Origin of the sequence: Lacticaseibacillus casei DSM 20011 = JCM 1134 = ATCC 393 (genome assembly GCF_000829055.1) — a bacterium.
GTDB classification, from domain to species: Bacteria; Bacillota; Bacilli; order Lactobacillales; family Lactobacillaceae; genus Lacticaseibacillus; species Lacticaseibacillus casei.
Window position 1 is genome coordinate 998,868 of sequence record NZ_AP012544.1, and the last position, 21,702, is coordinate 1,020,569.

Annotated in this window: 8 protein-coding genes and 2 pseudogenes; 5 read left to right on the plus strand and 5 right to left on the minus strand. The window is 47.7% G+C overall.

Annotated features, from left to right (window positions below):
- Positions 1–29: 29 nt before the first annotated feature.
- The 4 genes and pseudogenes from LBCZ_RS05125 to LBCZ_RS05140 all read left to right on the plus strand — a co-directional run bounded on the left by LBCZ_RS05125 (position 30) and on the right by LBCZ_RS05140 (position 5,409).
- A complete protein-coding gene (locus LBCZ_RS05125; protein ID WP_025013681.1) occupies positions 30–920 on the plus strand; it encodes a glycosyltransferase family 8 protein in 891 nt (296 codons plus the stop codon).
- Between the two features lie 202 nt (positions 921–1,122).
- Positions 1,123–2,196: a phosphomevalonate kinase gene (locus tag LBCZ_RS05130; protein ID WP_039638896.1), complete on the plus strand. Its 1,074-nt coding sequence runs from the start codon at positions 1,123–1,125 to the stop codon at positions 2,194–2,196.
- Between the two features lie 162 nt (positions 2,197–2,358).
- On the plus strand, positions 2,359–3,273 hold the full coding sequence (gene galU / locus LBCZ_RS05135) for a UTP--glucose-1-phosphate uridylyltransferase GalU (RefSeq protein WP_010489094.1): 915 nt from the start codon (positions 2,359–2,361) through the stop codon (positions 3,271–3,273).
- A 549-nt stretch (positions 3,274–3,822) separates the two neighbouring features.
- Positions 3,823–5,409, plus strand: a pseudogene (locus tag LBCZ_RS05140) (glycosyltransferase family 4 protein).
- Between the two features lie 108 nt (positions 5,410–5,517).
- Here LBCZ_RS05140 and LBCZ_RS05145 read toward each other — a convergent pair.
- Positions 5,518–6,570 (minus strand): IS30 family transposase, encoded by a 1,053-nt coding sequence (locus LBCZ_RS05145; RefSeq protein WP_010620018.1) that lies wholly within the window; start codon positions 6,568–6,570, stop codon positions 5,518–5,520.
- Between the two features lie 115 nt (positions 6,571–6,685).
- Here LBCZ_RS05145 and LBCZ_RS16570 point away from each other — a divergent pair, with 115 nt between their 5' ends.
- Entirely contained in the window at positions 6,686–14,056 is a 7,371-nt protein-coding gene (locus LBCZ_RS16570) for an LPXTG cell wall anchor domain-containing protein (protein WP_025013176.1), read from the plus strand.
- A 313-nt stretch (positions 14,057–14,369) separates the two neighbouring features.
- Here LBCZ_RS16570 and LBCZ_RS05155 read toward each other — a convergent pair.
- The 4 genes and pseudogenes from LBCZ_RS05155 to LBCZ_RS05170 form a co-directional block, all read right to left on the minus strand.
- Positions 14,370–15,820: pseudogene (locus LBCZ_RS05155) on the minus strand (glycoside hydrolase family 1 protein).
- 14 nt (positions 15,821–15,834) lie between these two features.
- Complete coding sequence (locus LBCZ_RS05160) at positions 15,835–17,682, minus strand: beta-glucoside-specific PTS transporter subunit IIABC (RefSeq protein WP_025013175.1); 1,848 nt, start codon at positions 17,680–17,682, stop codon at positions 15,835–15,837.
- Positions 17,683–17,725: 43 nt separating this feature from the next.
- Positions 17,726–18,556 (minus strand): PRD domain-containing protein, encoded by an 831-nt coding sequence (locus LBCZ_RS05165; RefSeq protein WP_025013174.1) that lies wholly within the window; start codon positions 18,554–18,556, stop codon positions 17,726–17,728.
- Between the two features lie 430 nt (positions 18,557–18,986).
- Positions 18,987–21,626, minus strand: coding sequence for a YfhO family protein (locus tag LBCZ_RS05170; protein ID WP_025013173.1), 2,640 nt, complete (start codon positions 21,624–21,626; stop codon positions 18,987–18,989).
- Positions 21,627–21,702 lie beyond the last annotated feature (76 nt).

Below are 21,702 nucleotides of genomic sequence, written 5' to 3' on the forward strand. Positions count from 1 at the left end.
GTGACATGACAATTATCAAAGGAGATAGAATGACAAATCGAGCAGTCGTCTTTTGTGTAAAAGGTTTACATATTATGCTGACAGCTACGGCGATAACATCTTTAATCAAGCACTATAAATCAGCCAATCCGATGAAAGTACTGGTGATAATGGAGGGGGGTTATCAAGAAGACATTGACTTCATTCGCCAGATGCCGCAGTTGTATGGCAAAGAACAAGTATCGATTGACTTTTGGACGCCGCCTTACGATATGATGGAAAAAGTCTCGGATCATTTTGAAACAGGCACAAAATTGCCGAAAATGGTCCTTTGGCGGCTGTTGCTGCCTTATTATTTTCAGGCGTATGATCAGTTGGCCTATTTGGACAATGATGTGCTGGTGACAACCGATGTGAATGAACTGTTTGATCAGCTAACGCCAGGAGACATCCTTGGCGGGGTTTTGGATTACGAAGACGCCACGCATCCGAATCATAATCGGGCAAAGGAATTTTTCCTGCCGAGTACAGACCAGTACATCAATGCAGGGGTATTTGTGGCTAATGCCCGCGCCTATCGAGCTTTTGCGCCGTTTGACAAGATGATGGCCGCTATCAATCGGCGTAATTACCCGTATGGTGACCAAAATATTATCAACGTTGTCTTTTATCAGCACATTCATCTGTTGCCGTGGCGGTTCAATCTGCAATACGATGATCGGTTACTGGATAAGTATGAACATTTGGCACCGCAACGGGTCAATGAGATAAGGAGCCAGTTGGATCGGCCCGGGATCATTCACTTTGCCTCGAATGGCTATTTTCCCATGCCGTGGGATAAGTTTACGCCAACCACGCATTGGGAAAGATTGTGGTGGCAGACGTTTGCTGAGATTAAGAAGAAACAATTAGCCTTTTTGAATCCTGGACAGCAAAAATGATAAGCGGCTTATTTTTCCATTTCTAAGTGCTCCTGCTCACGCTCTTGCAGAAAGTTTAATGTCTGCTAAAATAATTAAGGTATTTCTTTAAAAAGGGTAAGGTTTTTGCTGACTAACATTTTTGTCACTTCAGGTCAGCTATACTTACAGTCGGATTCCTTCTGGAGTCCTTGATTAATGAAAATTGAAGGGTTCTGATTGTGTGATAACAGCGCAGGCGCCAGGCAAACTTTATGTTGCCGGTGAATACGCGGTGGTCGAAACCGGCTTCCCGGCAATCATTGTGGCATTGGATCAATTTGTCACCGTGACGGTCGAAGCCGCGAAGCATTTCGGCAGTATCGTGTCTGAACAGTATCAAGAAAATTCGTTATACTGGCAACGCCAAGGCGACGAAATGGTTTTTGATAACCGGGATAATCCATTTCATTACATTCTCTCGGCGATTAAATTAACAGAGCAGTATGCGCGTGAATTAAATAAACCGCTTGCTTTATACAAGCTTTATATTGATTCGCAACTGGATGCCAAAGACGGAAAGAAGTATGGTTTGGGGAGTTCCGCAGCGGTGACAGTCGCGACGATCAAAGCGCTTGCCAAGTTTTATGATTTGAAGATGTCCAAAGACCAGATTTATAAGCTTGCGGCCATTGCCCACCTCGATGTTCAGGGTAATGGCTCTTTAGGTGACATTGCTGCATCGGTTTATGGTGGATGGATCGCTTACCGCTCGTTTGACAAAGCATGGTTGGCGGCTGCCAGAAATCAGATGTCACTGGCAGATTTGATCAACGCTGACTGGCCGGACTTGTCGATTGAGTTGTTAACGGCGCCAGCAGATATGCAACTGCTGGTTGGCTGGACCGGTTCGCCAGCATCGACATCACAATTAGTCGATAAGATCACCTTGGCTAAAGCCAAAAGGCCACAACTTTATCAACAATTTCTGACGGCAAGTCGCGAGACACTTGAAAAACTAATTGCCGGCTTTAGGGAACATTCTCTCAGTCACATTCAGGCCGGTATTCGCCGTAACCGTGAGTTGTTGGACGAGTTGGCACACTTTTCCGGGGTTGCGATTCAAACGCCGGCTTTGCGGCAATTAGTGACGCTGGCTGAAGAAGCAGGTGGCGCTGCCAAATCGTCAGGAGCAGGCGGCGGCGACTGTGGGATTGTCTTGATTGATTCCCATCAGGCCATTCAGCCGTTGTTGGCGGCTTGGCGAAAGCACCATATTGAACCGCTGAAGTTCAAAGTCCATGAAATTAATGATTAACAAAAATCCCGGTCATTTTGACAATAACCGAGATTTTTTTATTTTTTTGCGATGAAGTCATGAATTCTTTCTTAGAATTAGCGGAATCGTGTACTCTTCGCAAGCGGTTTCTAGTATAGTAGAGTAGGTAGTTAAATTAGTAGAGAAGGGACTTGTATGCGTGTGAAAGTTCGTAAAGCAGTCATTCCGGCAGCCGGTCTTGGGACCCGTTTTTTGCCGGCAACAAAAGCTTTAGCTAAGGAAATGTTGCCAATTGTTGACAAACCGACCATTCAATTCATCGTTGAAGAAGCTAAAGCCAGTGGGATTGAAGATATTCTGATTGTTGAGGGTAAACAAAAGCGTTCGATTGAGGACCATTTCGATTCGGCTCCTGAATTGGAACAAAATCTAAAAGAAAAACATAAAGATGCCTTGCTACAGCTTGTTCATTCAACCACCGATATCGGGGTTAACCTGTTCTTCGTGCGTCAGCCATATCCGCGTGGCCTTGGGGATGCCGTTCGGTTGGCTAAGTCGTTTGTAGGCGACGAACCATTCGTTGTGATGCTTGGTGACGATCTGATGAATGACAAGGTTCCGTTAACCAAACAACTGATCAATGAATACGATAAGACCCATGCCTCGATTCTTGCCGTTAAGAAGGTGCCACATGACGAGGTATCGGCTTACGGCGTCATCGATCCTGAAAAAGAAGTCTCCAAAGGTCTCTTCAACGTGAAGAAGTTCGTTGAGAAGCCTGCAGTTGCAGATGCACCAAGCGACTTGGCGATCATTGGCCGTTACTTATTGACACCGGAGATTTTCGACATTCTTGAAAGCCAAAAGCCGGGTAAAGGAAACGAAATCCAGCTGACCGATGCCATTGACACACTGAATCAAACGCAACGGGTCTTCGCCCATGAGTTTACCGGCGATCGGTATGATGTCGGTAACAAATTCGGTTATGTCAAAACCAATATCGAATATGGCTTAACCCATCCAGAAGTTAAGGATGAGCTGCGGGCTTATATTCTTGATTTGGCCGCGAAATTGCAGTCAGGCAAATCTGTTGGCAAACCGGCAAATAAAAAGTAACTTGATGTAAATGGATGTCGATGACACATGAGGAGCAAAAGGGTAAGGCTAATTGCCTTACGATGAAGTGCCCTTGCCCGGGTGGATCAGTGGCAGCTTAAATTTAGTTTTTATAGTAGCTTCATTTCAGTCAGTAACAAGTGGCTGAGATGAAGCTTTTTTGTGGGCGATTCCAGTTGCCATTGGTGTTAAGTCCGCGGGTGTACTCAAACGATTGATAAGTGGATTCAGTATATTAAATAACTTAATAATTATGAACATGTTCTTTACAAAATCGTTCTCGAAAGCCTTTTCAGCCCGCCTTTTTAATTTAACCATAAGTTATTATAAGTGTTGAGATGACGGAACTTATAAGCAATTAAACCAAAAATATGTTTAAAAAATAAGCCGAGGTAATAACTGTCAAAAATTAATTCTATCAGATATAATATAACGTAAGTTTGGTTAACCCAAACAACGAGGAGGGAGATGGTGCCGAAAGTCACTGAAATTTGTGTTCGTTAATGGCCGTCTAATCCAGGGGAAGCGTTGCAGGAGGGTTTTACAAGTATGAATTTCTTCATAAACGCATCAATGCCCAAACAGAAATCGGGAATTGAACATGCGGAACTGGCTCGCTTTAGACTCTTTAATGCCCATCACGTTGAGTCGCGTATCGTGATTCGTGACTGGGATCCACAACTCCACGTTCATGCCAAAGAGGCTGGGATTGCGGATCGACAGCTGATTGGCATGTTTGACTATTTTCAAGAAGCGTTAGATGCCCCTCCCAAAAAGATTGTTACGTCAGAGCTTGACTTTGGGGTCATGAATACACACGTGCAACATGAGGAGACGCGGGATCTGGTATTCACAGCTCGTGGGCAGCTGGTTGCGCGGGTTAATTTGAATGACGATAGGACAGTTCAGTCGGTTGAACTTTTTGACGGTTTTAACAATCTTTTTCGGGTCGATCACTATGACAGTCGCGGTTTTGTATCACTAAGTCAATGGTATACACCAGACAACAAAATCGGCACGGAGACTTGGCAAACGCCTGCCGGAAAAACGGTCTTGGAAACTTTTAATAAGGATGACGCGGTTGGCAAGCGCCAAAAGTCAGGCTGGCGATTGATTGATCGGGATGGAACTGTCCGTCAATTTGATACGATTGAGCGTCTGACCAAACATTTTTTTGATTTACTTAACGAGGCTTTTTGGTCAGAAACGACACCGAATATTTTTGTGCTTGATCGCTCACATTTAGGGGATTAGGGCTTGCTCCATCTGAAAAGGCCAGCTTATACAGTTTTTTATTTGCACAACTCACATGCTAGCGACTCACAAGATCCGATGAATGCTATTTTGAACAACTTTTATGAGTTTGGCATGCACGCCATGAACGGTTACGATGCCGTGGTTTCAGCGACTCATCGGCAAACTCGGGACGTCGGGGCGCGGTTTTCGCCGCAGACAAAACTGTTTACCATTCCTGTGGGCATTATTCCCGATCGCCAGTTAGCCGAACCACGAATTCCCGTAGCAAAGCGGCAGTTTGGCAAAATGGTCGTTTTTGCCCGTATCGCTTGGGAAAAACGCCTTGATGATCTGGTGCGGGCTATTGGTATTGTGCATCGCACGATACCTGCTGTCAGCTTAGATTTATACGGGTACGCGGATCCTTCAGAAAGCTTCAAGGCGCGACGAGCGATTGAAGCGGTGATCAAGGAGGACCACCTGGAAGAGGTTGTGAAGTTTAAGGGTTACACCACTGATGTTGCAGAAGTTGAAAATCATGCCATGATGTATGGCCTCACGTCGCGGATGGAAGGATTTAACCTGGGCATCATGGAGGCCATTTCACACGGGCTGATCGGGTTCACGTACGATGTCAACTATGGACCCAATGAAATTATTGAAGACGGAATTAACGGTCGAATTGTGGCTAATGGCGATTACAAGGCGTTGGCAGCCGCCATACTTGATGTACTGCGCGATCCGGAACTGGCACAACAATATTCGACCGGTGCTTATGATTCGGCAAAGCGGTATTCAGAAACCAATGTATGGCAAGCTTGGCAAGCGCTGCTAAAGGATGCTCAGTCAAAATGGCCTAGCAAGTTGCAGGCCATGCCAGCATTAGTACACAACCAATGAGGAAAAAGGCATGAATTATTTTCGTAAATTGCAAGAACAAGTTAGCCAGTCGTTGAGGACAATCCCAGAACAGGCCGTTATCAAATAGAAGTTGTGGCGCTAGAGAGACTACTGGGCCATGCGGCGAACGCGCCGAGCTTCGGCCTCAAAGTTTTGCTGGGGTGTGCAGTAGCCCTGTTGTTTGCGAGGCAACTGATTCAAGCGGTCTTGCGTGGCCTGCACTTGACTAGGGCTAATGTCATCTAGGGACATGCCCTTAGGGAAGTCCTGGCGGATCATCCGGTTATGTGCCTCGTTGGTGCCACGGTCGCAGGACGTGTAAGGATGGGCGTAGAAGATCTCAGTTTCCGTCCCAGCAAAAGCAGTATTTAAGGCGGTGAACTCGGGTCCGTTGTCGGCTGTGATGGTCTTGATGCAAGCTCCCCATTCGCGCTTGATTCCACGCAATGCATAGCTCACAGAGTCTGCATCTCGTCCTTCGATCAAGCGGAGAAGTTGGCAACGGGTCTTGCGCTCAATCAGAGTCAAGATGACGCTCTCCTTGCCATTGCGTTTACCGACAATGGTATCCATCTCCCAGTGACCGAACTGCCTGCGTCGTTCAACGACCTTAGGCCGTTCCTCGATACTGCGGCCAGCCAGGCGCTTAGCCTTGGTGTGGTGCTGGTGAGAGGTCTTCCGCTTAGTCTTCTCCAACAGGTCGATATTTCGAATCTCTAGGCGTTGGTCGTCAATGTACTGGTACAAAGTCGAGGCACAAACAAGCTCTTCAGGAGTAAACAGCTTGTGTCGCTTGGCATAGCCGATTGAAGCATCCGGCGACCATTTGTCCTGCTTAGCTCGCTGTACGTACCAGGCTAAGAAGACCTGTACGCTGGCGAACTTGTCAGGACGATGGCAGCTCAAGCGTGCAGTCTCGTAACGTGCCTGAGCAGCCTCTGGCAGGTATTGTCGATGGTAGACGCGCTTGCCATTACTCTTCTTGACCTGATCTACTGTACCTCGCTTGATTTCATTATTAATGGTCTGCGGGCAGACGCCAATTTCAGCAGCAATCCAACGATTGGACTTCCCAGCTTGGCGGAATCCGGCCACTTTTCCGCGCTCGAGTGATGTTAAGTGCTGACCTTTTTGGCGGTGTGTGCTATCCTGTTTCTGCATCAAGACAATATCCTCTTCCATTGTTTGTGTAGGAACTTCAATGATACAGGATATCTGTTCTTGATGTTTTTTATTGTCCAAAAAATTTTGAGACAGTGGCTAACTTGATTCTAAAATGCGCGGCTTTATCTGGAATTCATTCTGGAATAACTATAACGTTCCTAAGGTGCTGCAAGTATATACTGATTCAAGTGTTGCGGCATCAAATGTCAATACAACTGTTGGATACCTCAATAACTTAGTTGGTCTGGTTGCGCCTTATATCATCAACGGGATCGCTCACCAGGCTTTGTCTGATATTCGGTCAATCGGCAATGCCAAAATGGGTGCGGATGGCAAGGTTGACTATGCTCCTGACAACTTTACCGATGCCGTTAGTTTGAACGGCAACATTCAGACTTTTCTTAAAATGGTCGGCCTGGACGGGGTTATTCAAAGTAGCCTCATGCAGCGTATTTATGATTCAATTAAAACCGTTGCTCAGCAAGCCATCATGAACAACTGGGCAACTGGTGAGTATAAAGCCCTGCAGAACCTGATGAACAATGGTATCTATGATGATGGCTCAAATACGTATAAGGCCACTGGCTATGACGTTAATAATCCAGCAGCTGTCACTAATAGTAATCAGGCCAATTTAAGTGACACGACCCAAGCTGCTGCTTATGCATGGGCGATGAAAGTCTTCACGCCTTTGCTTCAAAAAGCAGCTTCCGATGCTTGGAGCGGTAGTCCGGCTGACAACATTGACGAACTGATTGACTCATTGGATGTCTCCGACGCTGACAAAGCTCTACTGAAGACCGATAATGCACAAAACACGGCGTCCGGCCTTAAGAATTATGCTCGCAGCGCTGAAGGCGCCCGCGACATGATCCAACAGATCTACTCCAAAGAATATCAAGCGGTTGCTAAAGCACTGTATGACTTTAGAACCGATCCAACATATACGGACGCTCAGCTAGCACAGCGGCAAAAAGATGCGGATCTTAATTTTGAACCAGTAGGTGATCCGGCACTCAATGGTGGCGGCGGCACAGCTACAACGCTCGAAGCGAATGATTACACCAAGACTTATCAGTTCTTACGTGACGCCATGTATCAAGGTCAAGCCAATGCTGATATCCAGTCTCATTCACAAAAAGATGGTAATGTTGATCCTACCAAACCGACACCGACTGAGTTTACAGCACAGAAGAGCATTTTAAGCTCGACCTTGACACCGTTGGTCGATGATTTGACCAACTTTGCCCGGCCATACTATTCCTACGCTTATCAAGTAGAAGCGATCCGGGCCAATAACGCGTTTGCTGCTGGGTTGGCAAAAGCACATGAGGAAATTGCTGCGAACCCAGCGATGCCTGTGCCAGATGCAGGCGATGCCGGAAAGATCACGGTTGATGGCCAGGATTACAGTGCTAAAGACGATACTACTGCATCGATCTATACCACGGTAGCAAGTGCTGTTAATAAAAACGCACCGGCTGCAGGCCAAGCCTTCACTGATGGTTATCAGTCAATTTTGACCGAAGTTACCGTCACACTGCAGGCAAAATCAGGTGAAACTGGTTTTCCTGATGCCAAGACTTATACGGTTTGGGCACCGACTAACCAATTAACCAATATTGGAGCGCCAACTGTCAAAGGCTGGATTCCTGACCCTGTCAATGCCGCTAGCACCTATACGGAGAAGACTGGTCAAGTTGCGTTTACCTATCATAAGGGTGCCAGCATTGATAACATCAGCATTACCAACCCAACTGATTCGCGTCAGTACAACGGTGAACTTTTAAATTATCCTGATATTGATCCAACCATCACGATTACTTGGAATGATGGGACGAACACGACGACCCAGTCACTCAAGTTCTCGTCAATTTCCGGATTTGCCGGCGATATGCACGCATACTTCAACTTTGCCTATACCGGTGATGAAGGCAAGTGGACTGTTCAACTCAATCAAAATGGTGCAGATGCAGTCTTAAGCTGGATTAAAAATCAGCTTAAATATGACGGCACTTCATTTGAGGTGCCTGATTCCGCCCTTGATTTATTACCACAGCAATTCACTTATAGCATCACCAAGCAAGTTGCTGTTACCAGCAAGAAGAATGTCAACTATATTATTGGTAATGACCTCCCGACAGCTAAAGACCTTTATGATTATGTCGTTGTCAACGGTGTTAAGTACGACGCCAGCCAGGTTAAGTGGAATGCTGACGGTAGCAAGGGCACGATTGACGGCGTCGGCACCATCACCCTGAACTGGAATAAGACCAAAGATGATTTGCAAACCGCTGGAACTTATACCGATGCCGCTGATCTTCAGCTGACATTGCAGGATGGCACAGTTGCTAAAGATGCAGTGAACGTCATCAGCTCCTCGGCGAAGCACGATGTAACTGTCAACAATAACCGTACGATTGTTTATGTTATTGGTGGCGACAAGCCTACTGCTAAAGAGGCTATGAATGGATCCGGCGCCTACATTGAAGTTGACGGCACGAAGTATACGACCGATGACATCAAGTGGAGTAGCGATGGTAACACCGGTACTATTACCACTAAGGATGGCAAGACCATCACCGTTACCTTGGCATGGGCTAAGGGTGCCGAAGATGCTATTGAAACCGCTGGATTGCATTCAAATGCGGCTAATGTTGAGGTAACGTTATCCGATAAATACACGGCAGCAGGTGCGTTAAATGTCCATTCGACCACTAATGCGTCCACAGATGCGCAAGTCGATAGTAAAAAGAATATCGGCTACACCATTGGTCATGACCTTCCGACTGCAAAGGACGCCTTTGATGCCGTTGTTGTTAATGGCGTTGTTTACACGGCTGATCAGGTTACCTGGAATAATGACGGCACCGGGACGATTGACGGCGTTGGTACCTTCACGATTGATTGGTCCGATGACGCTCAGAAGACCCTTCAAACAGAAGGCATGCATAAAAATGCCGGCACGTTAGTCTTCACCCGTCAGTCAGACAAGAAACAATTTACTGACAGCTTCAACGTTTATTCAGCACCGGACTATTCTAAACAGTCAACGAGTGCTTCTGAATCTACATCAATGTCTGACTCTGAACGGACTTCGACTTCTGCTTCTGCAAGCACCTCGACAAGTACGTCTGCTTCATTGTCTGCCAGCGAGTCAGCAACCGAATCGAATTCAATTTCACAAAGTACATCTAAGATCCAATCAGAATCCGTTTCTGCATCAGATTCAAAGAAACAGTCGGAGTCTGCCCAATCGAGCCAATCAACCAGTGAGTCGACTTCAGTCTCAATGAGTGAATCTAGTCGGGCAGATACCTCAAACTCGGCAAGCACTTCGACGAGTATGTCGGCTTCGACATCTGCGAAGGAATGCACGACAAAGAGTACGTCCAAAGATGTTTCTGAGTCGGATTCAGCAAGTCACTCGACGAGTATGTCAACTTCCACATCATCAAGTGAGTCGAACCGGGCATCTCAGTCCGAATCGGCTAGTTTGTCAGGCAGTGTTTCTGCTTCTGAATCGGCAAGTACCTCTGACAAAGATTCAATCAGTGCTTCAACAAGTGAATCACAATATGAAAACACGTCGTCAATTGCAAGTGGCTCTGATCGTAAGTCGGCTTCAACATCAGCCAGCGTTTCGATCTCGACTTCAGCTTCTGGTTCCACGAGTGAATCGGATGTTAAGTCTGATTCCAACTCTGTAAGTGAGAGTCTCTCTGCTTCAGAAAGCGACTCGCGCAACGGCAACAACAGCGGTGCAAGCATTTCGCAGTCGGCAAGCACGTCTGCAAGTACTTCGGTTTCAGTTTCGACGAGTGAATCAACACGGAGCTCTGAATCTGTTTCTACAAGCGATTCTCAGCGTGATGCCACATCTAATTCGGCAGATAAGTCAAAAACAGCTTCCGAAAGCGGATCAGTTAGCGCTTCAACTTCGGCATCTAAGAGTTTGTCAGAGCGTCGTGACGAGTCTAAGTCTGCATCAACATCGACATCACTTTCCGCATCGACTTCAACTCGTGAATCAAATTCTGCTTCGGCAAGTATTTCTGATTCGACAAGTAAATCACAGTCAGAATCGGTATCAACCTCAGATAGCAGTGTGAAATCTGAGTCGATGTCAACGAGCTATTCTGAATCAACGTCTAAATCTAAGTCGGAAATTAAATCGAACTCTAACTCGGCAAGCAATTCGGCCAGTCAATCTGCTTCGACATCTACGAAGGCTTCGACCAGTGAGTCGCAGTCTAGTTCAACGAGCGATTCTGAACAAAATTCGACATCCGCTTCGGCATCGGCATCTGAAGAGCAATCGACTTCTGACAATAAGAATGCATCGGTCAGCGAGTCCAACTCAACTTCCACCAGTGAGTCAGAACAGGCGTCCACTTCGGCCTCAGCTTCAACCTCGACAAGTAAGTCAAAGGCAGATTCGACGAGTGAATCAACCAGTCGGTCAAAAGAAGACTCTGGCAGCACCAACAAAGATACTTCCGCATCCACTTCGGCGAGTCTATCGACCAGCACCTCTGATTCAGCTTCCACCAGTGCTTCAGACCATGCTTCGACATCCACGTCATTGAGTGTTTCCGAAAGTACTTCGGCATCACAGTCGGCGAGTGCTTCCAAGCGTGATTCACAGAGTACTTCGACCAGTGCTTCGACACAGACGTCACAGTCAGCTTCAACCAGTGACTCTGACCGTGATTCAACTTCCACATCGGCTAATGATTCCACGAGTGCATCGAAGTCAGAGTCTACAAGCCAGTCTGATCGGGCATCTAAGTCCGATTCAGCCAGCGATTCAACCTCGACTTCCGAGAGCAAGGGTGCCGGCAGTGAAAGCACCGCTAGTCAGTCAACTTCGGTAAGCACTTCAACCAGTGATTCTGCTTCTACATCCGACAGTGAATCTAAAAAGGCGTCCAACTCAGCTTCGATGAGTGAATCGAAACAAGCTTCGACGTCTAGTTCAACGAGCACATCGCAATCGGATTCCACATCAACTTCTAAGCGCGAATCGACCAGTGCTTCCACATCCACAGCAGATAGCACGTCAGCGCGGCAATCTGAATCGAATTCAGTAAGCACATCGCAATCGGATTCTGCCTCGAAGTCGACCAGCGAGTCCAAGCAGACATCTACAAGTCAATCTGACTCAACCTCAACCAGTTACTCTGAATCGACATCGAAGTCCAAGTCAGAAATCCATTCAAGTTCCGATTCGGCAAGCAATTCGGCAAGTCAATCAGCTTCAACGTCAACGAAGGCTTCGACCAGTGAGTCGCAGTCTAGTTCAACGAGCGATTCTGAACAAAATTCGACATCCGCTTCGGCTTCGACATCTGAAAAACAGTCGACTTCTGACAATAAGAATGCTTCGGTCAGTGAGTCGAATTCAACGTCGACTAGTGAGTCCGAACAGGCTTCAACTTCAGCCTCGGCTTCAACATCGACAAGTAAGTCGCAGTCAGATTCGACCAGTGAATCAACCAGTCGATCAAAAGAAGGCTCTGGCAGCACCAGCAAGGATACTTCCGAATCCACTTCGGCGAGTCTATCGACGAGCACCTCTGATTCAGCTTCCACGAGCGCTTCAGACCATGCTTCGGCATCCACATCAATGAGCGTTTCGGAGAGCAGTTCAGCTTCGAACTCAGCGAGTGCTTCCAAGCATGACTCTCAGAGTGCTTCTACCAGTGAATCAACACGTACGTCGCAGTCAGCTTCGACAAGTGACTCTGACCGCGATTCTGCTTCCACATCGACTAACGATTCCACGAGTGCATCGAAGTCAGCATCAACGAGCCAGTCTGATCAGGCATCCAAGTCTGATTCAGCAAGCGACTCAACCTCAACTTCTGAGAGCAAGGGCGCTGGCAGTGAAAGCACGGCTAGTCAATCCACGTCGGTAAGTACCTCGACCAGTCAATCTGCTTCAACTTCAGACAGTGAAGAGAACAAGAACTCTAAGTCGACATCCACTAGCGAATCGAAGCAGGCGTCAACGTCAGCTTCCACAAGCACCTCGAAGTCGGATTCCACATCAACTTCTAAGCGCGAGTCGACCAGCACTTCAGCATCTGAAGCAGATAGCACATCAACGCGTCACTCTGAATCGAATTCGGTTAGCACATCGCACTCTGATTCAACTTCGAAGTCGTACAGTGAATCCAAGCAGACCTCCACAAGCCAGTCAGATTCAACTTCCAGGAGTCAATCCGAATCAACCTCACAAAGCCAAGCTTCTGAGAGTAAGTCTGAATCCGTCTCCGGCAGTCAGTCTGAATCAACTTCGAAGTCCAAGTCAGCGACCCAGTCAAGTTCTGAATCGGCAAGTAATTCGGCCAACCAATCTACTTCAACTTCTACCAGTCAGTCGATGAGTGAATCACAATCGACTTCGAACAGTTATTCCAAGCAAAACTCGGTATCGACGTCAACTTCAACTTCTGAAAAGCAGTCAACTTCTAACAACGCGAGTGCTTCTGTCAGTGAATCGAATTCAACGTCAACTAGCGAGTCTGAACAGGCTTCAACTTCAGCCTCAGCTTCGGCGTCCACGAGTAAGTCGCAATCGCAGTCGACAGGCGAGTCAACGAGTCGGTCGAAGGAAGGTTCCGGTAGCACCAGCAAAGATAGTTCCGAGTCCACTTCAGCAAGTCTATCGACCAGCACCTCTGATTCAGCTTCCACCAGTGCTTCAGATCATGCTTCGGCATCCACATCAATGAGTCATTCGGAGAGCACTTCTGCTTCGAATTCAGCGAGTGTTTCCAAGCATGACTCTCAGAGTGCTTCCGCCAGTGAATCAGCGCGGACGTCACAATCGGCTTCGACGAGTGACTCTGAACGCAATTCAGCTTCTGCCTCAGCTAAAGACTCGACCAGCACTTCCAAGTCGGATTCAACTAGCCGTTCCGATCAGGCTTCCAGGTCTGATTCGGCCAGCACCTCGGCTTCGAAGTCAACCAGTCGGTCAATGGAGAGCGGCAGTGATTCAAGTCAATCTGAATCGACGAGCACATCGGCTAGTCAATCAACGTCGACTTCAACGAGTGAATCAAAGCAGGCTTCGACATCTGCTTCTAAGAGCGAATCGAAGCGGAATTCTGAGTCAGCTTCAACAAGCACTTCGAAGTCGGATTCCACATCAACTTCTGAGCGCGAATCGACCAGTGCTTCAGCTTCTGCGAGTGCCTCGAATTCAGGTACTTCAACTTCCAACAGTTCGAGTGCAAGCGGAAGTGAGAGTATGAGTTCAAGCGCCAACACATCAACCTCTGGCAGCTTAAGCACAAGTGGTAGTATGAGCACCAGCGTTTCCGGCGCTTATAACCCAAGCATGCATAAGCAATTACCGCAAACCAGCGATGATGCAGGTTCAAGTTCAGTCGCCTCTATCGGCATGCTGCTCTTGACCCTCACGGCATTGATGGCGTTGAAGAAGAAGAAACGGCATGATGGAGCAAGATAGCTATCTGAAAGACACGCGGACGAAGACGTTTGAATGAATCTGAAGATGGCTAGGGTTTCGAACTCTCGTTGCTGTTAAGAAATACGGGTAGGTCATTTGATGATCTATCCGTATTTTTTTGATGCTGTGACCATTGCATGGCGGCTGCATATCGGCGCCAAAATGGTCATTTGTCGGCTATTTAGACCTCTCACAAGCAAAACTCGCTTTTGCTTACGTGGTTAGCGGCTGAATAAGTACTGAATATTATGATATATAAAAACCACCTGCAGCTTCAAAAGCGTCTACAGGTGGTTTTTGGTCACTTTAAAATTCACACAAGCCCATTATGCTGAATCACTTGCTGATACCAATAAAACGACTTCTTACGATACCTGGCTAAAGTCCCGGTACCGTCATCATGTTTGTCGACATAGATATAGCCGTACCGCTTGGCCATTTCACCGGTGCTGGCTGAGATGACGTCAATCGGTGCCCATGACGTATAGCCAACGAGATCAACGCCATCCCTGATCGCAGCACCCATCGCTTGAATGTGTGCTTTGAGATAGGCGATTCTTGCATCATCATTGACGGTTTTGGTGCATTTTGCTCAACGAGTTGGTCGCGGGTGCCGAAACCGTTTTCGACGACCATTAACGGCACTTGGTAGCGGTCATAGATTTGATTGAGCGCGGTTCTGAGGCCGCGGGGATCAATTTCCCAACCCCATTCGCTGCGTTCCAGATAAGGGTTCTTGACGCCGCTGAAGAAGTTGCCGCCAGTTTTCTCGCCTTCGCCTGTGCAAGTCATGGTGCTGGATTGGTAATAGGAGAAGGTATAAAAATCAACCGTCCCTGCAGCAAGCGTGGCTGCATCTTCCGATGCCATGTCGATATGAAGATGATGATCGCGCCAGTAGCGGCGGGCGAAATAAGGATAGTGGCCTTTGACTTGGACATCGCCGCAATAAAAATTGTTGAATTCGGTGGCGCGTTGAACCATGGCGATGTCATCCGGATGGCTGGTGTACGGATAAAGCATTCGGTATGCAAGCATACAGCCGACTTGAAGCTGCGGGTCCAGCTCATGGGCAAACTTGGTTACCAAGGCGCTAGCGACAAACTGGTGGTGAAGCGCCTGCAAGCGCAACTGCTCGGAGTCGGTATCGGGACTGATGAATCGGTCCGAGTCGTCAACATACATGCCGCCTGCCAGGTAAGCACCCATTGGTTGGGTTAGCATGTTGATCTCATTAAAAGTCAGCCAGTAGCGAACATCGTGATGGTAGCGGGTGATGATGGTTTCAGCAAAACGGGTATACGCGGCAATCATGTCACGCGAAGCCCATGCATTGAAGGCTTTGGTCAGACCAATCGGTGACTCAAAATGCGAAATCGTAACTAATGGTACGATATCATGTCGCTTCAGCTCGGCGATCAAATGATCATAAAAGGCTAAGCCAGCTTCGTTAGGTTCGGTTTCTAACCCAGTGGGGAAAATGCGCGTCCAGGCAATCGAGAATCGATAGACCTTGAAACCCATTTCCGCAAACAACGCGATATCTTCTTTAAACCGATGAAAGTGATCGATCGCGTCATGACTTGGATAAAATGCTTGCGGATCGACGGTGCGGCTGATTTTGCGCGGCACGTTGACACTGCCGCCTAAAAGTAAGTCGCTGGTCGAAAGGCCTTTACCATCCAAATCATAGGCGCCTTCAAGTTGGTTGGCAGCTGTCGCACCGCCCCATAGGAAACCTTCTGGAAAATTAGTTTCTGTCATATCTTTGCTCCTTTTTAAGCCTCAGGCATTGGTTGACGAAGGGTGAGTAAAGCATCTTCGTTAGTGACGGTTGGTTGGTCGTGTACGTCAATCTGATGAGCAGCTGTGTTGATCAGTAAGACAATCACGGTTGGATCAAACCCTTCTTGACGAATCAAAGGCAAATCCAGCTGCACCAGCGGTTGACCGGCTTTAACTTCCTGATTGTGTTCCACTAAAGTCTTGAAGCCGCGGCCTTTGAGGTTGACAGTGTTGATGCCAATGTGGATTAAAATTTCCTGGCCATTGGCAGTTGTGAGCCCCATGGCATGACCGGTTGGGTAAACCATGGTCACTTTAGCGTCGCACGGTGCCGTAATGGTGTCAGCCTCGGGGTCGATGGCCACCCCATGACCTAGTGATCCGGAAGCGAAAACCTCGTCATCAAGCTGGCTAAGCGGAACAATCCGGCCGGCAACCACGCTTTTAAATTGTTGGGTAGTTGGCTTAGCGCCTGAGGTAGCCGGTGAATCAGCAACCACAGCGAAAAAGTACGTCGTGATAAATGTCAGACCAAAAGCGATCGCCACGGTAATTAAGGCGTTGCGGAAGTTATCCGGGTTGGCACCAATGAAAACCGGTAACGTGAAAATGCCTGGCGAACCAAACGAATAACGGACAAGGCCGCTGATGCCGGCGAACAGCCCTGCCAAACCGCCAGACACGATAACATAGGCTAAAGCGCGTTTGTACTTGAGCGTTACGCCATAAAGTGCGGGTTCGGTAATGCCGGATAAGGCGGTAACCGTAGCAGACAACGCAATCTGGCGCCCACGGGCTTTGCGTTCACGGACGGCAATCGCCGCGGAAGCACCAGCCTGGGCAATGTTGCTGGCCAACATGCCAGGACCCATGATGGTTTCGGAACCGAATCGACCGATTGACAGGGTAGCCAGTGGTAGCAGCGATACATGCATGCCAACCATGACCAATAAAGGTGTGAAGGCACCGACGAGGGTTGGCACTAGCCAAGGAACATGTCGGTTCAACACGGAGATGGCGGCGTATAGGCCATCGCCCATCATGCTGCCGATCGGGCCAATGACGATTAAGGCAACCGGTGCCGTAATCAAGGCGACCAACAGTGGCTTAAGCATCGTTTTAATCATGTCCGGGGCGACTTTTTCCGCAAACCTTTCGACATAACTCATGAACCACACAATTAAAATGATCGGAATGACACTGCCGCCGTATGACGCAAGGCGAATTGGGGCGCCGAACAAAGCAATGGGCTTGCCAGCTGCCACCATTGCCGTGAAGTTAGGGTGCAGCAGGACGCCAGCCATCATCATAGCCAAATAAGTGTTGGTATTGAATTTTTTAGCTGCACTGACAGCTAACATGAAGGGGAGAAAATAAAACGCGGCGTCCGCCATGAAGCTCAAGGTCAAATAAGGCACGCTCTTGGGATCAAGTCCGCAAAGCGCCATGATCGCAATGACGACTTTGAATAAACCGCCGGCAATTAAAACGGTAATGATGGGTGCCATGATATTGACAATGGCATTTAGGACTCGTTTTAGGACATTCTTTTCGGAACTCGCGGTTGCGTCGGAAGTGGTGTTGTTTTCGCGAATGGCGTAGTTTTTCATGATTTCGGCATAGTATTGGGTTACTTTGGCGCCGACAACGACTTGGGATTCGTCGCCTGAGCTGACGGCGCTTAACACTTCGGGAATCTGTTCAAGTTGTTGGGTGTTGAACTTGGTTTTATCGATTAAGACAAAGCGCAAACGTGTCGCGCAGTGGCTAAGACTTTTAATGTTGTCAATGCCACCGACTGCCTGCATGATGCGATCGGTGATTTTTGGATGGTCAGTCATAGGGGTTCCTCCTTGGTGGGCTGTTTGAGTGCGTGACGATGGGTTAACCGATTAACACACGGTGGATGTGAATAATGAGATAAGCCAGTTCCTCTTTTGTCGGCGGTTTATTGTAAATAGCCATGATTGTTTTGTCGACTTTGAGGGCAATTTTGGCTGCCTCAGGGTACAGACTGTACACATTGACCAGTAACTGGCCGTCATCTTCCAGCATGGTGTTGCTGAGATAGCGTTCAGCGAAGAATTTCATGTGGGTAACGAACCGCTCATAGTGCAGGCTGGTGGTGGCAATGGTGCCGCCGGTGAGCGCGCGGACGGCTTGCAGCACGTTGTCAACAAGTTGGGTGACTTCCAAAACATTGGCTTTGGCGGTCGCAGCCGGTGTGGCATTAATAATATGAAAAGCGATATTGGCAGCTTCTTCCTTAGGTAACGTGACGTCTAGAGTATCGCGCACAACGGTTAAGCCGTATTCGCCAATGGTAAAAATATCAGGATAGTAAGTCTTCATCTCCCAGTAAATCCGATTACCCAGTGCCTGTTGGGCGTGGTAGCGCTGAACCGAGAAATGAAGATGATCCGTTAAGGCATAATAAATGCTGGGGAGCAGGGAAGCCTGCAGTTTTTCTTCGGCATAAGTGACAATCTGTGAGGTCATGCTGATGTAAACTGCGGGAATGCGATTAAGCGACTGGATCATTTCGCTTTTGCGGCTGTCATCTAGTGGCATGAACTTCTTGAACACCGCGGTATCGGGGATGGTGACACCGACCTTTTGATGGTAGCCGATGCCTTTACCAAAGGCGATATATTCATCCCCGTTTTGTTCTGCAAGCACCACGTTGACGTTAAGAACCTTTTTGATGCGAAACACACAACTCCTCCTTTCTTGAAATTTGCCATTAAGCTTAGCAACTGAAGGGCCTTGCATGTAGTTAATGGGGTGACCAAATTTTAAAGCGAGAAAAAACAGGCAAAATTAAGAAGATCGTTTGATGTCAAAATGATGATCAAAGTCTTGCCTGCATTACCAGTAACATACGCTTGTTTATTCAGTTGATAGTTGCATTTTAGCAATCAAACAATGAAAACGCAACCATGTAAGCTAAAAGTTCTGTATATTTTTTGCTTGTTTACTACTTATTAATTTAAAAATAAATAGCAACCCATGGATTGATGAACAAAATCATAGGTTGCTATTATTTTTATTTAAATTAGGTATAGCTAGATTTATCAGCTTGAAGTCGTTTCTAGCAAGGCAAAGGCAAAGCCTCTACGTTGGTCGATAAGCGAACTCATGACGATCAAATTCGTTTTGTCTGCTTCAAGTGTCGTCGTTTGCTCGGCCAATATTCATAGACGGTGACACCAATAGCCACCAGAACGCCGATAATGGTCAGCCACCAGCCTTGGGTGATGCCGGGTGTGTGGTAGGTTAAGGTGAACGTCGAACGGCTAGTGGGGACTTTGAGGCCGATGAATCCGCGATAATTTTGCAAAGTGACATTCTTGGAATTGACTTGCCAGCCTTTTTCATAAGGAATGGTCAGCATGACGTACCCACTGTTGTTTGCCTTGGTTGTCAGGGTAACTCGACCATTTTGAATGCGTTGTTGCGGAGCTTTTTGCTTGGCTGTGGCAATCGTTTGTTTAAACGCGGTTCGATTGAGCGTGTATAACGCAAAGTGATCGAGATCAATTTGATTGAGGCCACGGTTAAACGTCAACGTGATCGTGGTTGGTTTGGTGTTGTTGATCGGCATTGAAACTGTTTTGCTGCCAGTGTCGGGGTCATTTTTAACCGGAATGTTGTTGATACTGATTGCCATGTTCTTGCGCATGTTTTCACCCATAACCAGATATTGCTGTTCGCTGGTCGGGTTGACCGTTAACGTAATCGAAGCTGCATTTTTCTTGTTGACTTTGGTCGCAACAGCGTTCGTCAGGGTCGTGAGCGGCTTGACATTGTCGACACTGATGCCGGAAAAGTCGCTGGTTGTCAGCATTGTCTGGTTGGCTTGAGGCGACAGCGTTTCAAAATACGCATTTTGCTGCAGCACTGGGTTGGCCTGAACCTGAGTTGGGATTTTCCGGTAAATCTGGGTGGCTACCGGCAGGGCATCGGGATTTTGGTAAATATTGAAGTAGTCATTGTGGCCCACGAGCTTATAAGCTGATAAGTCGTAGCGCGGGTTGGAAATGATTCGGGAGGCAACTTGCTGATAAGCTTTTGTCCCGGTTTTCTTACTCTGGGTGTTAACAATCAAAAGCTGCTTAACACCTAGCAAACTCTCCAAAGGCCAAGTAAGGTCATTATTTTTGACCCGCCCGGCTGATCCGATCGCGCCCACATTGGTTAGGGTGTTGATGGTGCTGGTGTTGAGTACCGAAGAAAAGGTACTGATGCCGTTAAAATTATATTGATACGGGTCATCCATGGAGCGTTGGCTATCGGCATTCATTCGGTAAAAGCTGCCTGATCCGAGTTTTTTAGCATCGTCATAACCGGCTTGGAGAACCTTGCTGGTGACGGTAAAGTCTGCTGCAGGCACGAAGCTAATCGCTTTTAGACTCGTGAATGCATTGGTGCCCATGTCTAAAACAAGCAAGATCACGATGCCGCTGACCAGCCATTTTTGCGGTAGCAGCCGACTGCGGATACTATAAAGCAGGAGTGCGGCAACTAGCAAAAAGACGCCGCCGAGGGTGAGGTTGAGCACGGTGACGTATTTATGGGTGGTCATTCTTAGAATCGTCGGGATCAGTAAGCAGCCTGCCGTCGTAATGCTGGCCATACCGAGGCGGAAGCGGGAGACGGATGGTAGATGGGCGAATCCACGCAGACTCAGCACAAGCAGCCAGAAGATCACGATGAACGAATGGCGGTACAGATACCAGACCGGGGCCCGGAAGCCTTGCCAGATAAGCACGAGCGGATTCAGCCAAATCGACAGAATCAGAAGCAAGGTCAAGCCGCCAGAGATGAGTCGTTCGCGAACCGGGATAGATGCCGCTAAAAAGTAGAACACCGCTCCCAGCAGCGCGATCATGCCCATGTAAAGATTGGGTAAGCCGTTGGAAAGTTGGTCGAAATTAAAACTCCCGGGGATGAACTTGGAAGGCAGATCGAGCAGCGAATAAAGTGCCTTCACACTAAAATCCGCGCCAGCACTTGATAGCCGGGAAGCAGCTAAGGCAAAGTAAGTCGGAATTAACACCACAGCCGCAAGCATACCGCTTAGTAACGAACCGCCAGCAAATAATCCGATTTTGCGGAGCAGGTGAGTTTGATGGTGGATCGCCCAGCGCCAACCGAAATATAAAACCGCAAAAATTGCGATCATGAAACCAATGTAATAATTCGTTATGAAACTAAGACTGAGTGGCAAGACGTACGGCATGATCCGATGCGTTTCAAACAGCCGATCAATGCCTAAGACCACTAATGGCAGTAGAATTACGCCGTCCATCCACATGATGTTAAGAAAGTTGGCCACTAAAAAGCCAGACAAGCCGTAACTGATACTGAAGACCAACGTGTACCAACGGGCGCGGGCATGATGACTGGCATAGCACTGAGCCGTTACCGCTGCAGCACTGTATTTAAGTGCCGTCACAAACAGCATGGCAACCGGCAACTCATGCCGTGACACAAGAACAAAGATCAGGTTAAACGGACTCAGTAAGTAGTAAGTCCAATTAGCATACATACCGCCGCCAAGACTATTCGAAAAGGAATACGCCTTGCCTGCGGTTCCTGCCAATGCGTGTTTGAGATAAGTAAAAAAGTCGATGTATTGCACTGCCGAGTCATTGGCGAGGATCGATGACGACCCGAACGGGGCCATTTTTAAAGCGGCAAAAACACAGAGGCTGATAATAAAGGTCAGCGCAAAACTCACAAGCAGTAGCGGCCAGGTTTTGGTTTTTTTAAAATGCAACATATCCGGGCAAGACTCCTTTGAAAAGCAATCGGTTAGTCGTTAATAATTAATATGATAGCAAAAACCGCGCTGAATA